This is a genomic window from Streptomyces graminilatus (assembly GCF_001418565.1).
GTDB lineage: Bacteria > Actinomycetota > Actinomycetes > Streptomycetales > Streptomycetaceae > Streptomyces > Streptomyces graminilatus.
The window spans coordinates 1-18,229 of the sequence record NZ_LIQQ01000284.1 but is presented as its reverse complement, the minus strand read 5'-3'; the positions used below and the strand labels follow the sequence as shown (position 1 = coordinate 18,229).

Below are 18,229 nucleotides of genomic sequence, written 5' to 3'. Positions count from 1 at the left end.
AAGGGGCGCGGGGAACTGGGCGACCAGCCCCCACCGGCCCGCACCCGAACAACCGCCCAACCCCACGCCGGCTTCATCGCCCCCGCCATCCCAGGAAGCAGCACCCCATGACCACCACCCAAAGCGCCGCCCCCGCGAAGACGGCGACCGCGTCGACGCTCGCCGCCGCCGGACCGCGCGTCCAGAACGCGGTCATCAAGTACGGCTTCATCTTCGTCACCGTCACCCTCTTCGCGTACTTCGCGCTGAGCGAGCCGTCCTTCCGGGACTCCGCGACCCTGCTCGACACCCTGCGGTACGTCTCCGTCGCCGCGATCCTCGGGCTCGGTGTCACGCTCACCATGGCCGTCGGCGGGATGGACATGTCCGTCGGCGCGGTGGCCGGGCTCGGAGTGACCGTCGCCGCGAAGACGATGGTCTCGTACAACCAGGTCGGTACGGTCGCGATCATCGCCGTGATCGTGGCGGGAGCGCTCGTGGGCCTGCTCAACGCCCTGCTCATCGTGGTCCTCAAGATCCCCGACATGCTGGCCACCCTGGGCACCCTGTTCGTCATCCAGGGCACCAAACTCGTCCTGGTCGACGGCCAGTCCATCACCCCGGGGATGACCCAGGCCGACGGTACGACGGCCCCCGGCAAGTTCACCGACGGCTTCCTGCGCATCGACCGGGGCACGGTCCTCGGGATCCCCGTCTCCGTGGTCATCTTCGGCGCGCTGACGGTCGCGGCCTGGATCTTCCTGGCCCGCACCCGCTGGGGCCGGGTGCTGTACGCGATCGGCGCCAACCCCGAGGCCTCCCGCCTGGCGGGCATCCGCGTGGGGGCGTACCGGGCCCTGGCGTACGTCCTCTCCGGCGTCCTCGCCTCGACCGGCGGCCTGATCCTGGCGGCGCGCATCGGCCAGGGAGACGTCTCCGCGGGCACCTCGCAGCTCCTGGAAGCCGTCGCCGTGGCCCTGGTCGGCACGTCCGTCCTGGGCCGGGGGCGCCCGAACGTGTGGGGCACCGCCCTGGGCGCGGTCCTGATCGGCATCATCACCACCGGCCTGACCATCAAGGGCCTGCCCTACTACACGCAGGACGTTGTCGAGGGCACGGTCCTGATCCTCGCCCTGGTCTTCAGCTTCACCCTGTCCAAGCGCCGCACCGCATAAGGAAGTTCACGATGGGCTACCGCATCCTGGAGCCGGCCGACGTCGCCGCCTACCTGAACGAGCGCGGCCACTGGCCCGACCCGTCGGACATCACCGTCCGCGAGGTCTCCGACGGCAACATGAACCGCGTGTTCCTCGCCAGGTCCGCCGACGGCACCCGCAGACTGGCCGTCAAGCAGGCCCTGCCCTGGGTCCGGGTGGCCGGCCCGTCCTGGCCGATGAGCCCGGAGCGCGCCGACGCCGAGGCGCGGGCGTACGAGCAGGTCGCGAAGGTGGCGCCGGACAAGATCCCGGCGATCCTCGGGTACGACCCGGAGAACTACGCCCTCGTCATGGAGGACATGTCGGACCTGGAGGTCCTGCGCACCCTCCTCAACGACGGCGCGTCGTACGGCCCGCACACCTCCACCCGGATCGGCGAGTTCGTGGCCCAACTGACGTTCGCCACCAGCGACTTCGGCATGGAGTCGGCGGCCCGCAAGGCACTCCTGGCGGCCTCGGTGAGCCCGGAGCTGTGCAAGATCACCGAGGACGTGGTCCTGGCCGAGCCGTACATCGAGCACGAACACAACCACTGGCACGCGGACCTGACCGACCTGGCCACGGAGTTCCGCGCCGACACCAGGCTCCGTACCGAGGTCGCCGACCTCCGCCACACCTTCATGTCGAGCGCCCAGGCCCTCCTCCACGGCGACCTGCACACCGGCAGCGTCATGGTCGGCGAACGCGAAGGCGCCCCGGTGGTACGGGTCTTCGACCCCGAGTTCTCCTTCGTCGGCCCGATCGGCTACGACCTCGGCCTCTACTGGGCGAACGTCCTGGTCTCGGAGGAACGGGCGCGCGCACTGGGTCTCCTGAGCGACCACGCCGACCAACTCGCCCTGTCCTGGACCGCGTTCGAGACCGAGTTCCGCCGCCTCTGGCCGACAAGGACCGACACCTTCTTCGACGACGCCTACCTGGACCGCTTCCTGCACCGGGTCTGGACGGATTCCGTGGGCTACGCGGGCACGGAAATCATCCGCCGCGTCATCGGCTTCGCCCACCTGACAGACCTGACAACCCTCCCGGACCCCGTCCCAGCCTCCCGCAGGGCACTTAAAATCGGCCGAGAACTGATCCTCCGCCGCGAGAAGCTGACCAACCCGAGCGATGTAAGAGCGGTCGTAGTGGGTCTTTAGGGGCGCGGGGAACTGCGCGACAAGCCACAACGCACCCGCAGACGAACGACAAACGGAAAGGGGCGGCTCCCAAAAAAGGAGCCGCCCCTTTCAGCAATTCAAAAAGTGCTACTTCTTGTCAAGCACATCCTGAACCTTGGCCCGGACCTCGTCCGAAGCAAGCCCCCGAATAGTGAGCGTCGTCCGACGACGCAAAACGTCATCCGCGGTCTCCGCCCACTCATTGTCCCGCGCATAAACAACCTGCGCCCAGATCTCGGGCGCGTCAGCATGCACACGCTCCCCCAGCTCGGGGTTCTCGTTGGCCAGCCGCGCGATGTCGAACGCCAGCGACCCGTAGTGCGTCGCGAGGTGCTTCGCCGTGTCGGCGGCCATACGGGGACCCGGCGCCGGGCCGTCCACCAGCAGCCGGTGCGCGACGGCGCGCGGGTTGGCGACACCGGGCAGCGGCAGATGCTTCGGCAGCGACGACACGGGCTCGAAGTCGTCGCCCAGCGGACGCCCGGGCAGCGTCTCCAGCTTCTCCATGACCGTACGGCCGATGTGCCGGAAGGTCGTCCACTTGCCGCCGGACACGGACAGCATCCCGCCCCGGCCCTCGGTCACGACCGTCTCCCGCTTGGCCTTCGCCGTGTCACCGGGGCCACCGGGCAGCACCCGCAGACCGGCGAAGGAGTACGTGATCAGGTCGGGCGACAACTGCTGGTCGCGCACGGAGAACGCGGCCTCGTCGAGGATCTGGGCCGTGTCCTTCTCGGTGACCGCGACATCCGCCGGGTCGCCCTCGTACACCTCGTCGGTGGTGCCGAGCAGGAGCATGTCCTCCCAGGGCAGCGCGAAGGTGATGCGGTACTTGTCGATCGGCGTGGCCAGCGCGGCCTTCCACGGGGACGTCCGCTTCAGGACCAGGTGCGCGCCCTTCGACAGCCGGATGGACGGCGCCGCGTCCGGGTTCTCCATCCTGCGCAGGTGGTCGACCCACGGGCCGGTCGCGTTGAGCACGAGCCGGGCGTTGACGCCGAAGTCGTCACCGGAGAGCCGGTCGCGCAGCTCGGCACCGGTGACCCGGCCCCGGGTGAAGCGCAGCCCCGACACCTCGGCGTGGTTGAGCACGACGGCGCCCGCCTCGACGGCCGCGCGGACCGTCATCAGCGCCATGCGCGCGTCGTTCATCTGACCGTCGCCGTACACGGCCACGGCCTTGAGGTTCTCGGTGCGCAGCTCGGGCACGTCCTGCGCGGCCTTGGCCGGTGACAGCAGGTGTCCGACACCGTCACCGAACGCCGACAGGGCGGAGTAGGCGAAGACGCCCGCCCCGAGCTTCGCCGCGCCGTGCGGCCCGCCCTTGTACACGGGGAGGTAGAACGTGAGCGGATTGGCCAGGTGGGGAGCCACCTGACGCGACACCGCACGGCGCTCGAAGTGGTTCTCCGCCACCAGCTTCACCGCGCCGGTCTGCAGATAGCGCAGACCGCCGTGGAGAAGCTTGGAGGAAGCGGAGGAGGTGGCGCCGGCGAAGTCGCCGGCGTCGACCAGCGCCACCCGCAGACCGGACTGCGCGGCGTGCCAGGCAGTCGAGATGCCGAGGATGCCACCGCCGATCACGAGGAGGTCGTACGTCGCCTTGGAGAGCTGCTCCCGGGTCTCGGCGCGGCTCGGGTTCGAGCCGGAGGCCGGGTGCGTACCGAGGGCAGGCACGGACTGCAGGGTGGACTGGCTGGTCATGTGTTTCTTACTCCTCGACAGAGCTGTCTTCGAGCCAGCCCATGGACCGCTCGACGGCCTTGAGCCAGCTCTTGTACTCACGGTCGCGCTTCTCCGCGTCCATGTTGGGGGTCCACTCGGCGGCCCGGCGCCAGTTCGCGCGCAGGTCGTCGGTGTTGGTCCAGAAGCCGACGGCGAGACCGGCGGCGTACGCGGCACCGAGGCAGGTCGTCTCGGCGACCATGGGACGGACCACGGGGGCGTCCAGGAAGTCCGAGAGGGTCTGCATCAGCAGGTTGTTGGAGGTCATGCCGCCGTCGACCTTGAGGGCCGCGAGCTCGACGCCCGAGTCCTTGGTCATGGCGTCCGTGATCTCACGGGTCTGCCAGGCGGTGGCCTCCAGCACGGCGCGCGCGAGGTGTGCCTTGGTGACGTACCGGGTCAGGCCGGCGATCACACCGCGGGCGTCGGAACGCCAGTACGGGGCGAACAGACCGGAGAAGGCCGGCACGAAGTAGGCGCCGCCGTTGTCCTCGACCGACGAGGCGAGCGTCTCGATCTCGGCGGCGGTGGAGATGAGGCCCATCTGGTCGCGCATCCACTGCACCAGCGAACCGGTGACCGCGATCGAGCCCTCCAGGGCGTAGACCGGGGCCTGGTCGCCGATGCGGTAGCCGACCGTGGTCAGCAGGCCGCTGTAGGAGTTGATGATCTTGTCGCCGGTGTTCATCAGCATGAAGGTGCCGGTGCCGTACGTCGACTTGGCCTCGCCCTCGGCGAAACAGGTCTGGCCGAACAGGGCCGCCTGCTGGTCGCCGAGCGCCGAGGCGACCGGGATCCCGCCGAGCAGGTCGCCCAGCTTGCCGCCGGTGACCTCGCCGTACACCTCGGCGGAGGAGCGGATCTCCGGGAGCATCGACAGCGGGACGCCGATCGACTCGGCGATCTTCGGGTCCCACTCCAGCGTGTGCAGGTTCATCAGCATGGTGCGGGAGGCGTTGGTGACGTCGGTGACGTGGTGACCGCCGTTGACACCGCCCGTCAGGTTCCAGATGACCCAGGTGTCCATGGTGCCGAAGAGGATGTCCCCGGCCTCGGCGCGCTCGCGCAGGCCCTCGACGTTGTCGAGCAGCCAGCGGGCCTTGGGGCCGGCGAAGTACGAGGCCAGCGGGAGGCCGGTCTCGCGGCGGAAGCGGTCCTGCCCGACATTGCGGCCCAGCTCCTTGCAGAGCGTGTCGGTACGGGTGTCCTGCCAGACGATGGCGTTGTGGACGGGCTCACCGGTGTTCTTGTCCCACAGCAGCGTCGTCTCGCGCTGGTTGGTGATGCCGATGGCCTTGATGTCGTCGCGGGTGATGCCGGCCTTGGAGACGGCTCCGGCGACGACCTCCTCGACGTTCGTCCAGATCTCGGTGGCGTCGTGCTCCACCCAGCCCGGCTTCGGGAAGATCTGCTCGTGCTCCTTCTGGTCGACGGAGACGATGCGGCCGTCCCGGTCGAAGACGATGCAGCGGCTGGAGGTGGTGCCCTGGTCGATGGCCGCAATGAACGGCCCTGCGCCGTGGGAATGCGTGGCGGCGGTGTGCGCGTCGGTCACTGTGTGCTCCTGAGTGGTCCGTGGGTAAGTGGCTGGCTTACGGCGTTGCTGCTCAAGGCTGTGCTGGCGGTCCGGCTGCTCTAAGCAAAGGCGACGTTGTAGAGGCCCGCAGCGATGGCGCCGCCGATCAGCGGACCGGCCACGGGGATCCAGGCGTAGGACCAGTCGGAGCCACCCTTGTTGGGCAGCGGCAGGAGTGCGTGCACGATGCGCGGACCGAGGTCACGGGCCGGGTTGATCGCGTAGCCGGTCGGGCCACCGAGGGACAGACCGATGGAGACGACGACGAGCGAGGTGATCAGGGCGCCGAGGACACCGAGGCCCTTGCCACTGTCGTTGAGGCCCTGCGTGAGGACGGCGAGCACCAGCACGATCGTGCCGATGACCTCGGTCGCGATGTTCTGCCAGGCGACGCGGATCTCGGGACCGGTGGAGAAGATTCCCAGGACCGGACCGGCCCCCTTCTCCCGCGCCTCGACGGACTTCTTGCCCGGAGTGCCGACGACGTCCTTGTCGGTCAGGTGCGCGTGGAACTGGCCGTAGTAGGCGATCCAGACCAGGGAGGCGCCGATCATGGCGCCGAGGAGCTGACCACCCCAGTAGATCGGTACGTCACTCCAGGCGATGCCGTTCTTCTTCAGCGCGAGCGCGAGGGTGACGGCCGGGTTGAGATGGGCGCCGGAGAGCGGCGCAGAGGTGTAGACGGCCGTGAGAACGGCGAAACCCCACCCGAAGGTGATGGCGAGCCAGCCGGCGTTGCGGGCCTTGGAGGCCTTCAGCGTCACGGCGGCGCACACGCCGCCGCCGAGCAGGATGAGTATGGCGGTACCGATGGTCTCGCCGATGAAGATGTCGGAGCTGGACACCCGCGACTCCTTTGTCCTTCGTTCCAGGGGGGAGAGCTGCCGGCCCTTGGCGTTGTCACACTCTAACGCCTATTGCCGTTCGGTGTTCGACAATGTCGACCGATGGACGGGAGTCTTGCCGTGGTGTTACGGGCGCGTCAAGAGCTCTGTTATTGAAAACACGATCGTTATTGATCGATTTGAGCCATGGATCTTCCGCCGGTCGCGACCCGCGTCCACGCGTGCACGCAACGCACACGAAAAGGGCCGGAACATCCCAGATGTCCCGGCCATTCTTGTACGGGGATCGCGGAGGCCGCGAGAGGGCCGCAGAGCGGCACAACCCGTCAGAAGCGTCCCGCGCCAAGGTCCCGTGACACCGCGCGGGCGCAGTCCCGCACCGCCGCGATCAGCTCCGGCCGCAGCTCGCCCTCCCGGCACAGCCGTTCCACCGCGCCGGTGACGCCCACCGCGCCGACCGGCATCCGCCGCCGGTCGTGGATGGGGGCGGCGATGGACGCGACGCCCTCCCAGGTCTCCTCGACGTCGGCCGCGTACCCGCGCGCGCGGGTGAGGTCCAGGACGCCCTCGAAGCCGTCCAGGTCGCTGATGGTCCGGTCGGTGAACGACAGGCGCTCGGCCTCCAGGACCTCGCTGTGCGCGACCGGGTCGTAGGCCGACAGGACCTTGCCCAGGGCCGTGGAGTGCAGGGGCTGCATGGCCCCGACCTCCAGCACCTGCCGGCTGTCGTCGGGGCGGAAGACGTGGTGCACGATCAGCACGCCCCGCTGGTGCAGGACGCCCAGGTGGACGCTCTCGCCGCTGGAACGGGCCAGGTCGTCGGTCCACACCAGGGCACGCGCGCGCAGCTCGTGGACGTCCAGATAGGTGGTGCCCAGGCGCAGCAGCTCGGCGCCCAGCTGGTAGCGCCCGGACGCGGCCTCCTGCTCGACGAAGCCCTCCTGCTGGAGGGTGCGCAGGATGCCGTGGGCGGTGCCCTTGGCGAGGCCGAGGGACGAGGCGATGTCCGAGAGGCCCAGCCGACGCTCGCCGCCCGCGAGGAGCCGCAGCATCGCCGCCGCCCGTTCGAGCGACTGGATGTTCCGTGCCATCGCCGTCCTGCCTCCGTCCCCTTCGACCGCCAGCAACCGGCGTTCGCTGCCGCCGTTCGGCAATGTCGAACACTACCGGTCCATGCCGACCGCCCGCCAATGACTCGTCGACACCTGTTACAACCCACGTACATCCCGACGCCGCCCCGCGTGCACCCGTCGCACCCGTCGGCTTTCGGCCACGGACGGCGCGCCACGTACGTCCGTCCCGTGGACGTCCTGACCATACGGCCCCGCACCGGGCTACCCTGGCCGCGTGCGCCCTTCCCAAGTGGGCGCAAAGCCGACAGCCGTCGCACTCCAGGGAGCCCTTACATGGCCGCCTCGCCGTCCGCCCCTTCCAACGACAGCAGGACCCGTGCGTCCGCCCTCCGGGACGCACTCGCCACCCGAGTGGTGGTGGCCGACGGTGCGATGGGCACCATGTTGCAGGCACAGGACCCGACGCTCGCCGACTTCGAGAACCTCGAAGGCTGCAACGAGGTCCTCAACATCACCCGCCCCGACATCGTCCGCTCCGTGCACGAGGCGTACTTCTCGGTGGGCGTCGACTGCGTCGAGACCAACACCTTCGGCGCCAACCTCGCCGCCCTCGCCGAGTACGACATCGCCGAACGCAACTTCGAACTGTCCGAGGCCGGCGCCCGCATCGCCCGCGAGGTCGCCGACGAGTTCACCGTCTCCACCGGCGAGCAGCGCTGGGTGCTGGGCTCCATGGGCCCCGGCACCAAGCTGCCCACGCTCGGCCACATCACCTACGCGCAGATCAGGGACGCCTACCAGGTCAACGCCGAGGGCCTGCTCTCCGGCGGCGCCGACGCGCTGCTCGTCGAGACCACCCAGGACCTCCTGCAGACCAAGTCCGCCATCATCGGCGCCCACCGGGCCATGGCGGCGCTGGGCCACACCGTCCCGCTGATCTGCTCCGTCACCGTCGAGACCACCGGCACCATGCTGCTCGGCTCGGAGATCGGCGCGGCACTGACCGCGCTGGAGCCGCTGGGCATCGACATGATCGGCCTGAACTGCGCCACGGGCCCCGCCGAGATGAGCGAGCACCTGCGCTACCTCGCGCGCAACGCCCGCATCCCGCTCTCCTGTATGCCCAACGCCGGTCTGCCCGTCCTGACCAAGGACGGCGCGTACTACCCGCTGGGCGCCCCCGAGCTCGCCGACGCCCAGGACAACTTCGTCCGCGAGTACGGACTCTCCCTGGTCGGCGGCTGCTGCGGTACGACCCCCGAACACCTGCGCGAGGTCGTGGAGCGGGTCCGCGGCGCGGCCGTCACCGAACGCAGCCCCCAGCCGGAACCCGGCGCCGCCTCGCTCTACCAGACGGTCCCCTTCCGCCAGGACACCTCGTACATGGCGATCGGTGAGCGCACCAACGCCAACGGGTCCAAGAAGTTCCGCGAGGCCATGCTGGAGGCCCGCTGGGACGACTGCGTCGAGATGGCCCGCGACCAGATCCGCGAGGGCGCGCACATGCTCGACCTCTGCGTGGACTACGTGGGCCGCGACGGCGTCGCCGACATGCAGGAACTCGCGGGCCGCTTCGCGACCGCCTCCACCCTGCCGATCGTCCTGGACTCCACCGAGGTGCCCGTCCTCCAGGCCGGCCTGGAGAAGCTCGGCGGCCGGGCCGTCATCAACTCCGTGAACTACGAGGACGGCGACGGACCGGATTCCCGCTTCGCCAAGGTCACCCGACTGGCCCAGGAGCACGGCGCCGCCCTGATCGCGCTGACCATCGACGAGGAGGGCCAGGCCCGCACCGTCGAGCACAAGGTCGCCATCGCCGAACGCCTGATCGAGGACCTGACGACGAACTGGGGGATCCGCGAGTCGGACATCCTCATCGACACCCTCACCTTCACCATCTGCACCGGCCAGGAAGAGTCCCGCAAGGACGGCATCGCCACGATCGAGTCGATCCGCGAGCTCAAGCGCCGCCACCCGGACGTCCAGACCACGCTCGGCCTGTCCAACATCTCCTTCGGCCTGAACCCGGCCGCCCGCGTGCTGCTGAACTCCGTCTTCCTCGACGAGTGCGTCAAGGCCGGTCTGGACTCGGCGATCGTCCACGCCTCGAAGATCCTGCCGATCGCCCGCTTCGACGACGAGCAGGTGGGCACCGCCCTCGACCTGATCTACGACCGGCGCGCGGAGGGCTACGACCCGCTGCAGAAGCTGATGGCCCTGTTCGAGGGCGTCAACACCAAGTCCATGAAGGACGGCCGCGCCGAGGAACTCCTCGCCCTGCCCCTGGACGAACGGCTCCAGCGCCGCATCATCGACGGCGAGCGCAACGGCCTGGAGGCCGACCTCGACGAGGCCCTGACGAGCCGCCCCGCCCTCGACATCGTCAACGACACCCTCCTGGAGGGCATGAAGGTCGTCGGCGAGCTCTTCGGCTCCGGCCAGATGCAGCTCCCGTTCGTCCTGCAGTCCGCCGAGGTCATGAAGACGGCCGTCGCCCACCTCGAACCGCACATGGAGAAGACGGACGACGAGGGCAAGGGCACCATCGTGCTGGCCACGGTCCGCGGCGACGTCCACGACATCGGCAAGAACCTCGTCGACATCATCCTCACCAACAACGGCTACACCGTCGTCAACATCGGCATCAAGCAGCCGGTCTCCGCGATCCTCGAAGCCGCGCAGGAGCACAAGGCCGACGTCATCGGCATGTCCGGGCTCCTCGTGAAATCGACCGTGATCATGAAGGAGAACCTCCAGGAACTCAACCAGCGCAAGCTGGCCGCCGACTACCCGGTGATCCTCGGCGGCGCCGCCCTCACCCGGGCCTACGTCGAACAGGACCTCCACGAGATCTACGAGGGCGAGGTCCGCTACGCCCGCGACGCCTTCGAGGGCCTGCGCCTGATGGACGCCCTGATCGGCGTCAAGCGCGGCGTCCCCGGCGCCAAGCTCCCCGAACTCAAGCAGCGCCGCGTCCGTCCGAGCGCCGCCGTGGAGGTCGAGGAGCGCCCCGAGGAGGGGCACGTCCGCTCCGACGTCGCCACCGACAACCCGGTCCCCACCCCGCCCTTCCAGGGGACGCGGGTCATCAAGGGCATCCAGCTCAAGGAGTACGCGAGCTGGCTCGACGAGGGCGCCCTCTTCAAGGGCCAGTGGGGCCTCAAGCAGGCCCGCACCGGCGACGGCCCCACCTACGAGGAGCTGGCCGAGACCGAGGGCCGCCCCCGCCTGCGCGGCCTCCTGGACAAGCTCCAGACGGAGTCCCTGCTGGAGGCGGCCGTCGTCTACGGCTACTTCCCGTGCGTCTCCAAGGACGACGACCTGATCATCCTCGACGACCAGGGCAACGAACGCACACGCTTCACGTTCCCGCGCCAGCGCCGGGGCCGCCGCCTGTGCCTGGCCGACTTCTTCCGCCCGGAGGAGTCCGGCGAGACGGACGTCGTCGGCCTCCAGATCGTCACAGTCGGCAACCGGATCGGCGAGGAGACCGCCAAGCTCTTCGAGTCGAACTCCTACCGCGACTACCTCGAACTGCACGGCCTGTCCGTCCAGCTCGCCGAGGCCCTCGCCGAGTACTGGCACGCACGCGTCCGCTCCGAACTCGGCTTCGCCGGCGAGGACCCGGCCGACGTCGAAGACATGTTCGCCCTCAAGTACCGGGGCGCCCGCTTCTCCCTCGGCTACGGCGCCTGCCCCGACCTGGAGGACCGCGCCAAGATCGCCGACCTCCTCCAGCCCGAGCGCATCGGCGTCCACCTCTCCGAGGAGTTCCAGCTCCACCCCGAACAGTCCACCGACGCCATCGTCATCCACCACCCCGAGGCGAAGTACTTCAACGCCCGCTGAGCCTTCCGGGCGCGTTGATCGGACACGACGTACACTTGACGGTCCACCGCAGGCCGGTTGCCCTCTGTGCACTCAGGGGCAACCGGCCTGATGTCCCTCAAGGAGGTACGCCAGGATGACAAGCACGGTCCCCGCGCTCGGAACCCGTACGGCCGAAGGCTCAGCACTGCAGGCCGTACTCCTCGACATGGACGGCACCCTGGTGGACACCGAGGGGTTCTGGTGGGACGTCGAGGTCGAGATCTTCGCCGGCCTCGGTCACACCCTCGACGACTCCTGGCGGCACGTCGTGGTCGGCGGCCCCATGACCCGCAGCGCCGGATTCCTCATCGAGGCCACCGGCGCCGACATCACCTTCGCCGAGCTGTCGGTCCTGCTCAACGACGGCTTCGAGGACCGTATCGGCCGCGCCCTGCCCCTGATGCCGGGCGCCGCCCGCCTCCTCTCCGAACTCTCCGCGCACGAGATCCCCACGGCCCTCGTCTCCGCCTCGCACCGCCGGATCATCGACCGCGTCCTGGCCTCCCTGGGCGCGCACCACTTCGCCCTGAGCATCGCCGGGGACGAGGTGGAGCGTACGAAGCCGCACCCCGACCCCTATCTGATCGCCGCCGCCGGACTCGGCGCCGACCCGGCGAGATGCGCCGTCGTCGAGGACACGGCGACCGGGGTGGCCGCCGCCGAGGCCGCAGGCTGCCACGTCGTGGCCGTACCGTCGATCGCGCCCATCGCCCCCGGTGTGCGCCGCACGATCGTGACCTCGCTGGAAGAAGTCGATCTGCCCTTTCTGCACGGGCTGATGAGCAACGGCCGATGACGACCGGCCGATGACGGAAATGCGCTGACGCGTTTACCGAGTGTGCCTGATCGAATGCGGGAAAACGCGTGGATGAACGGGCACACCGCCAAATGAGAAATGCGCCCCGATGTTGATCTCCTGCGGCGAATTCACGTAAGCGCCCACCGCCTTCAAACGTGTGAGGTTCGCCACGCGCCGAGGGCTCGACAGGCGACAAGTGCCGTGTACAAGCACCTCGTTCGGGAGTGCTTGGCACGTCCTTGTGTCCCGTTTAAGGGGATCATGCACGGAATCCTTCCGCTGTCGGTTTTTCGGTGCGTCCACACCCGGTTTCGCAGCGTGATGAGCCCCCGACTCCAGCCGCATGCGGGCCCCTGCGCGGTCCGCACTAACCTCGTCGAGAACATCTACACAATCCCTCACCCGCGCGTCCCCCCACACCCGCCGGGTCCCAGGGATCGACAGCCTGGAGAACCCCCAGCATGAACCGCAAGACCTTGGTGCTGCCGACAGTGGTCGGCCTCCTCGCCCCGGTGCTGGCCGCCTGCGGCTCGGTCGAAGGCGGGAGCAGTGGCGGCGGCGACGCGATCGTCGTCGGCACCACGGACCGGTTCACCGCCTCGAAGGACGCCCCGGCGCCGATCGACCCGGCCTACGCCTACGACGTGGGCACCTGGAACATCCTGCGCCAGACCGTGCAGACCCTCATGGTCCAGCCGACCGGCGACGGCGAACCGGTGCCCGACGCCGCCGAGAAGTGCGCCTTCACCGACACCGGCAACGAGCGCTACGCCTGCACCCTGCGCAAGGGCCTCGCATTCTCCAACGGTGACCCCGTCAAGGCCTCCGATGTGAAGTTCTCCATCGACCGGGCCCTGCGGATCCAGGCCGACAGCGGTGTGTCCGCCCTGCTGTCCACGATCGACACCGTCGAGACCCAGGGCGACCGCGAGGTCATCTTCCACCTCAAGACCGCCGACGCCACCTTCCCGTTCAAGCTGTCCACCCCGGTCGCCGGCATCGTCAACCCGGCCGACTACGACAAGGACAAGCTGCGCGACGGCTTCGACGTCGACGGCTCCGGCCCGTACACGCTCCACGCCGAGGTCGAGAAGGACGAACTCACCCGGGCCACCTTCACCAAGAACACCCTCTACAAAGGGCAGTTGACGCCGAAGAACGACAAGGTCGAACTGCGTTCCTTCCCGGACGCCGACGCCATGGGCACCGCGCTCTCCAAGGGCGACATCGACCTGATGACCCGCACGATGTCCCCCGACCAGATCCGCAAGCTCGACGCGGACTCGAAGGGCGACATCGACCTCCTGCAGATGCCCGGTCTCGAAATCCGCTATCTCGCCTTCGACACCGACGCCCCGACGGTGAAGAGCAGAGCCGTCCGCCAGGCGATGGCCCAGATCATCGACCGCGCGAAACTCGTCGCCAAGGTTTACGGCGACCAGGCCGAGCCGCTCTACTCGCTGGTCCCGGCCACCATCACCGGCCACTCGAACTCCTTCTTCAACAAATACGGCGACCCGAGCGTCAGCAAGGCGAAAAGCCTGATGGAGAAGGCCGGAATCACCACCCCGGTGAAACTGACCCTCCACTACACGACCGATCACTACGGGTCGGCCACCAAGCCGGAGTTCGAGGAGCTGCGGAAGCAGCTCAACGCCAGCGGGCTGTTCGACGTCACCATCCAGGGCGCCCCCTGGTCCGCCTTCCGCCCGGCCGAGAAGAAGGGCAAGTACGACGTCTACGGCATGGGCTGGTTCCCGGACTTCCCCGACGCCGACAACTATCTCGCCCCGTTCCTCGACAAGGACAACTTCCTCAACCTGCCCTACGTCAACGCCAGGATCCGCGGCACCCTGATCCCGGAGTCCCGTCGCGAGGCCGACCGCCTCACCGCCTCCGGGAGCCTCACGGACATCCAGGACATCGTGGCCGAGGACGTACCCGTTCTGCCGCTCTGGCAGGGCAAGCAGTACATTGCCGCCCGGGACGGAATCACCGGCGCCGAGAGAGCCCTCAACTCCTCCGCGACGCTCCAGCTCTGGGAACTCGGCCGTGGTGTGAGCAACTGACCAGCACACCCGTCCGACATGCACATCCAGACCCGGGGCTGGGACCGGTCCCGGGTTCCGAAGACCCGACGACAAGGCACTTCCACGTGAATCTGCGCAACCAGTGGCCAGTTCTGCCCCTCGCGGCGGGGCTGGCTTCCGGCCTGCTGACCGGATGCGGCTCGGAGAACGGCGGCTCGGGGGCCGACGGCTCCACCGTGGTGATCGGTATGTCCGACGACGTCCTGGCCACCGATCCCGCCTCGGGCTACGACCCAGGCTCCTGGCTGTTGTTCAACAACGTCTTCCAGTCGTTGCTGAGCTTCCCCAACGGGGGGACCGAACCGCAGCCCGAGGCTGCCAAGGAGTGCGCCTTCAGCGACACGCAGACCAAGGTGTACAAGTGCACCCTGCGCGACGGCCTGAAGTTCAGCAACGGTGACTCGCTCACCTCGAAGGACGTCAAGTTCTCCTTCGACCGCATGCTGAAGATCAACGACGACGCGGGCCCCGCGATCATGTTCCCGATGCTGGGCTCGGTGGCCACCCCGGACGAGAAGACCGTCGTCTTCAACCTCAAGGTGCCCGACGCCACCTTCCCCAGCAAGCTCGCCTCCGGCGCCGGTTCCATCGTCGACCACGAGCAGTACGACGAGGACGGGCTGCGCAAGGACGGCGAGGCCGTCGGTTCGGGCCCCTACAAGCTCGACTCGTTCGGCAAGGACGACGCGGTCTTCTCCGTCAACCCGAACTACAAGGGCACCGCCGAGGTCCAGAACTCCGGCATCACCCTGGAGTTCTTCCACGGCGACCAGACCAAGCTGAAGCAGGCGATCGTCGACAAGGACATCGACATCGCCTACCGAGGCCTGCGGGCCGGCGACATAGCCGACATCGAGAAGGCCAGCGGCAGCGCGGGCACCAACATCGTCGAGGGCACCAGCGCCGAGGTCCAGCACCTCGTCTTCAACATGGACGACCCGGTCGCCGGAAAGGTCGGCGTACGCAAGGCCATCGCCTACCTCCTCGACCGCGAGGCCCTCGTCGACCAGGTCTACGAGGACACGGCGACCCCCCTCTACTCGATCATCCCGGCGGGCATAGCCGGCCACAACACGGCCTTCTTCGACACCTACGGCGCCCGCCCCTCCAAGGCGGCGGCCGAGGCGGCCCTCCGCGCCGACGGCATCACCGAGAAGGTCAAGCTGACCCTCTGGTCGACCCCGTCCCGCTACGGCCCCGCCACCGACGACGAGTTCGAGGCCATCGCCAAGCAGCTCAACGCCAGCGGCCTGTTCGAGGCGACCGTCAAGTCCGTGCCCTACGCGCAGTACGAGAAGGACATCGAAGCCGGCAAGTACGGCGTGTACGTGAAGGGCTGGGTGCCGGACTACCCCGACGCCGACAACTTCACCGCCCCCTTCTTCGGCAAGGGCAACGTACTCGGCAACAACTTCACCAACACCACCATCACCGACACCCTGATCCCCGGCACCGCCGCCGAGAGCGACCGCTCCGCCACCGACGCGGACTTCGGCCGGCTCCAGGACATCGTCGCCAAGGAGATCCCGGTCCTCCCCATCTGGCAGGCCAAGCAGTACGCCGTCGTCCGCGACAACGTCTACGGCCTGGAGTACTGCCTCGACGCCTCGACCGTCTTCCGCTTCTGGGAGATCAAGAAGGGCTGACCCGGCCCGCACACTGACGAGGGCGCCCCTTCCGTCCAGGAAGGGGCGCCCTCACCGTTACGGATCACGGCTCACGGCTCACTGCGCGCCGGGACGCACCAGGCCGCTCTCGTACGCGTACACCGCCGCCTGCACCCGGTCACGCAGCCCCAGCTTGGTCAGCACATGCCCGACATGCGTCTTGACCGTCGTCTCACTGACGAACAGGTCGGCGGCGATCTCCGCGTTCGACAGCCCACGCGCCACCAGCTTCAGCACCTCGACCTCACGCTCGGTCAACGTGTGCAGCGCGTCCGGCACCGGCTCGTCGCCCGACGGCAGATGACCGGCGTACTTGTCCAGCAGACGACGCGTGATGCTCGGCGCGAGCATCGCCTCACCCGAGGCCACCACCCGGATCGCCTGCACCAGCTCGTTCGCCGGCGCGTCCTTCAGCAGGAAGCCACTGGCACCCGCCCGCAACGCCTCCACCACGTACTCGTCGAGATCGAAGGTCGTCAGCACCAGCACCTTCGCCGGCCCGTCCCGCCCCGGCCCGGTGATCTGCCGGGTCGCCTCCACACCGTCCATCCGCGGCATACGGATGTCCATCAGAACCACATCGGGCTGCAGGGCACGCACCTGGTCGATCGCCTGAAGACCGTCTCCGGCCTCGCCGACCACCGCGATGTCCTGCTCGGCCTCCAGAATCATCCGGAACCCGGTACGCAACAGCGGCTGGTCATCGACAAGCAGGACGCGGATAGCCACGTAGGTCTCCTTAACTAGGCCACCCCATTCTGCCCTGTGCGGCAACACACCCCTGAACAGGGCGCGGAGCCATGTCACTTGCGGCTCCGCCGCGCTGTTCTTTCAGGGGCGCGGGGCTGTGTCACATGCGGCTCCGCCGCGCGGGCGCGACCACCGTCGTGCTTTCAGGGGCGCGGGGAACTGCGCGACAAGCCCCCACCGGGCCCGCACGTACTCACGACCCTCCCGGCGGAGCCAACCGCACCGGCAACGGATACGGCGGGGGAGTCCCCCCGAACTCGGGACAAACAGCCTGGTGATCACACCACCCGCACAGCTTCGTGGGCCGAGCCCGCCAGACCCCCGTCTCCGTGGCCTCCCGAATCGCCTCCCACAACGCGTGCAACTTCCGCTCCACCCGCTCCAGATCAGCCACGACCGGGTCGTACGTCAACACGTCCCCACTGCCGAGATACACAAGCTGAAGCCGCCGCGGCACCACGTTCTTCAAGCGCCACACGACCAACGCGTAGAACTTCATCTGGAACAGCGCACCGTCCGCGTACTCCGCACGCGGCGCCTTCCCCGTCTTGTAGTCGACGATCCGCACCTCACCCGTGGGCGCCACATCGACCCGGTCGATGATCCCGCGCAGCCTCAGCCCCGAATCCAGTTCCGCCTCGACGAACAGCTCACGCTCGGCCGGCTCGAGACGCGTCGGATCCTCCAGCCCGAACCAGCGCTCGACCAGCTGCTCCGCCTCACCCAGCCACCGCGCCAGCCGCTCCCCCTCCGGATCGTCCGCGAACAGCTCCACCACCTCCGGCCGCGACTCCCGCAGCCGGTCCCACTGACCCGGGATCAGCGACTTCGCCCGCGGCACCGTCCGTTCGGCCGCCGGGGAATCGAACAGCCGCTCAAGCACGGCGTGCACCAGCGTGCCTCTCGTCGCCGCCTCACTCGGCTTCTCCGGCAACCGGTCGATCACCCGGAACCTGTACAGCAGCGGACACTGCATGAAGTCACTGGCCCGTGAGGGCGACAGCGACGCCGGCGCGGCGGGCGGCACGACCGGCGAGACGGACTCGGCGGCGCCCTCGGTGCTCATTTCCATGACAACGACCATACGGCCCACCACTGACAGTGACCCCCTCGCCGTCGTGTTCCGACCACAACACCCCGGCGAACACAGGGGGTGCCGGGGCGGAACCCGTGGCGACGGCCGCATACCATCGACCCGAGGCCCTTCCGCCCCGGAGCGGAAAAGGGAGACGCATCCGACAAGGGGACACCGTGGACGAGAGCGGCGGGAGCGGACAGCCGCGCTCCGGCAACGACCAGCCGACCGACCGCCACACCGGCGGTTCGGCGCCGACCACCGACCCCACCCACCCCGAATCCGCGACGACCGACACCCGGGTCGCGGACACGGCGAAGCCCGACACGAAACCCACGCCGGCCGACGAGCCCACCGGCACCGGCGACCAGGCCACCCCGGAACCCACCAGACCGGCCACCCC

General features: G+C 68.8%; 12 protein-coding genes and 1 pseudogene. 7 read left to right on the top strand and 6 right to left on the bottom strand.

Annotated elements, in window-relative coordinates:
- Positions 1-107: 107 nt before the first annotated feature.
- Together AOK08_RS23970 and mtnK are read left to right on the top strand one after the other, a co-directional pair.
- Positions 108-1,154: an ABC transporter permease gene (locus tag AOK08_RS23970; protein ID WP_055529683.1), complete on the top strand. Its 1,047-nt coding sequence runs from the start codon at positions 108-110 to the stop codon at positions 1,152-1,154.
- Between the two features lie 11 nt (positions 1,155-1,165).
- Complete coding sequence (mtnK, locus tag AOK08_RS23965) at positions 1,166-2,335, top strand: S-methyl-5-thioribose kinase (RefSeq protein ID WP_055529682.1); 1,170 nt, start codon at positions 1,166-1,168, stop codon at positions 2,333-2,335.
- A 108-nt stretch (positions 2,336-2,443) separates the two neighbouring features.
- Here the strand turns inward: mtnK and AOK08_RS23960 are convergent, their stop codons facing one another.
- The 4 genes from AOK08_RS23960 to AOK08_RS23945 all read right to left on the bottom strand — a co-directional run bounded on the left by AOK08_RS23960 (position 2,444) and on the right by AOK08_RS23945 (position 7,593).
- Positions 2,444-4,060: a glycerol-3-phosphate dehydrogenase/oxidase gene (locus AOK08_RS23960; RefSeq protein ID WP_055529681.1), complete on the bottom strand. Its 1,617-nt coding sequence runs from the start codon at positions 4,058-4,060 to the stop codon at positions 2,444-2,446.
- A gap of 7 nt (positions 4,061-4,067) precedes the next feature.
- Positions 4,068-5,636, bottom strand: a complete 1,569-nt coding sequence (gene glpK, locus AOK08_RS23955) for a glycerol kinase GlpK (RefSeq protein ID WP_055529679.1) — start codon at positions 5,634-5,636, stop codon at positions 4,068-4,070.
- Positions 5,637-5,716: 80 nt separating this feature from the next.
- Positions 5,717-6,502, bottom strand: a complete 786-nt coding sequence (locus AOK08_RS23950) for an MIP/aquaporin family protein (RefSeq protein ID WP_055529677.1) — start codon at positions 6,500-6,502, stop codon at positions 5,717-5,719.
- Between the two features lie 326 nt (positions 6,503-6,828).
- On the bottom strand, positions 6,829-7,593 hold the full coding sequence (locus tag AOK08_RS23945) for an IclR family transcriptional regulator (RefSeq protein ID WP_055529675.1): 765 nt from the start codon (positions 7,591-7,593) through the stop codon (positions 6,829-6,831).
- 315 nt (positions 7,594-7,908) lie between these two features.
- Between AOK08_RS23945 and metH the strand changes: the two genes are divergently transcribed.
- From metH to AOK08_RS23925, 4 genes are all read left to right on the top strand, one after another.
- A complete protein-coding gene (gene metH, locus AOK08_RS23940) occupies positions 7,909-11,424 on the top strand; it encodes a methionine synthase (protein WP_055529673.1) in 3,516 nt (1,171 codons plus the stop codon).
- 115 nt (positions 11,425-11,539) lie between these two features.
- Entirely contained in the window at positions 11,540-12,241 is a 702-nt protein-coding gene (locus tag AOK08_RS23935) for an HAD family hydrolase (protein WP_055529672.1), read from the top strand.
- A 464-nt stretch (positions 12,242-12,705) separates the two neighbouring features.
- Positions 12,706-14,313: an ABC transporter substrate-binding protein gene (locus AOK08_RS23930; RefSeq protein ID WP_055529671.1), complete on the top strand. Its 1,608-nt coding sequence runs from the start codon at positions 12,706-12,708 to the stop codon at positions 14,311-14,313.
- A gap of 86 nt (positions 14,314-14,399) precedes the next feature.
- Positions 14,400-15,980, top strand: coding sequence for an ABC transporter substrate-binding protein (locus tag AOK08_RS23925; RefSeq protein ID WP_055529670.1), 1,581 nt, complete (start codon positions 14,400-14,402; stop codon positions 15,978-15,980).
- Positions 15,981-16,058: 78 nt separating this feature from the next.
- Here the strand turns inward: AOK08_RS23925 and AOK08_RS23920 are convergent, their stop codons facing one another.
- A complete protein-coding gene (locus tag AOK08_RS23920) occupies positions 16,059-16,730 on the bottom strand; it encodes a response regulator (protein ID WP_055529669.1) in 672 nt (223 codons plus the stop codon).
- 214 nt (positions 16,731-16,944) lie between these two features.
- Positions 16,945-17,823: a RecB family exonuclease gene (locus AOK08_RS23915; RefSeq protein WP_055529684.1), complete on the bottom strand. Its 879-nt coding sequence runs from the start codon at positions 17,821-17,823 to the stop codon at positions 16,945-16,947.
- A 179-nt stretch (positions 17,824-18,002) separates the two neighbouring features.
- Between AOK08_RS23915 and AOK08_RS23910 the strand changes: the two are divergent.
- Positions 18,003-18,229 (top strand): annotated as a pseudogene (locus tag AOK08_RS23910) (site-2 protease family protein); the annotation flags it as partial.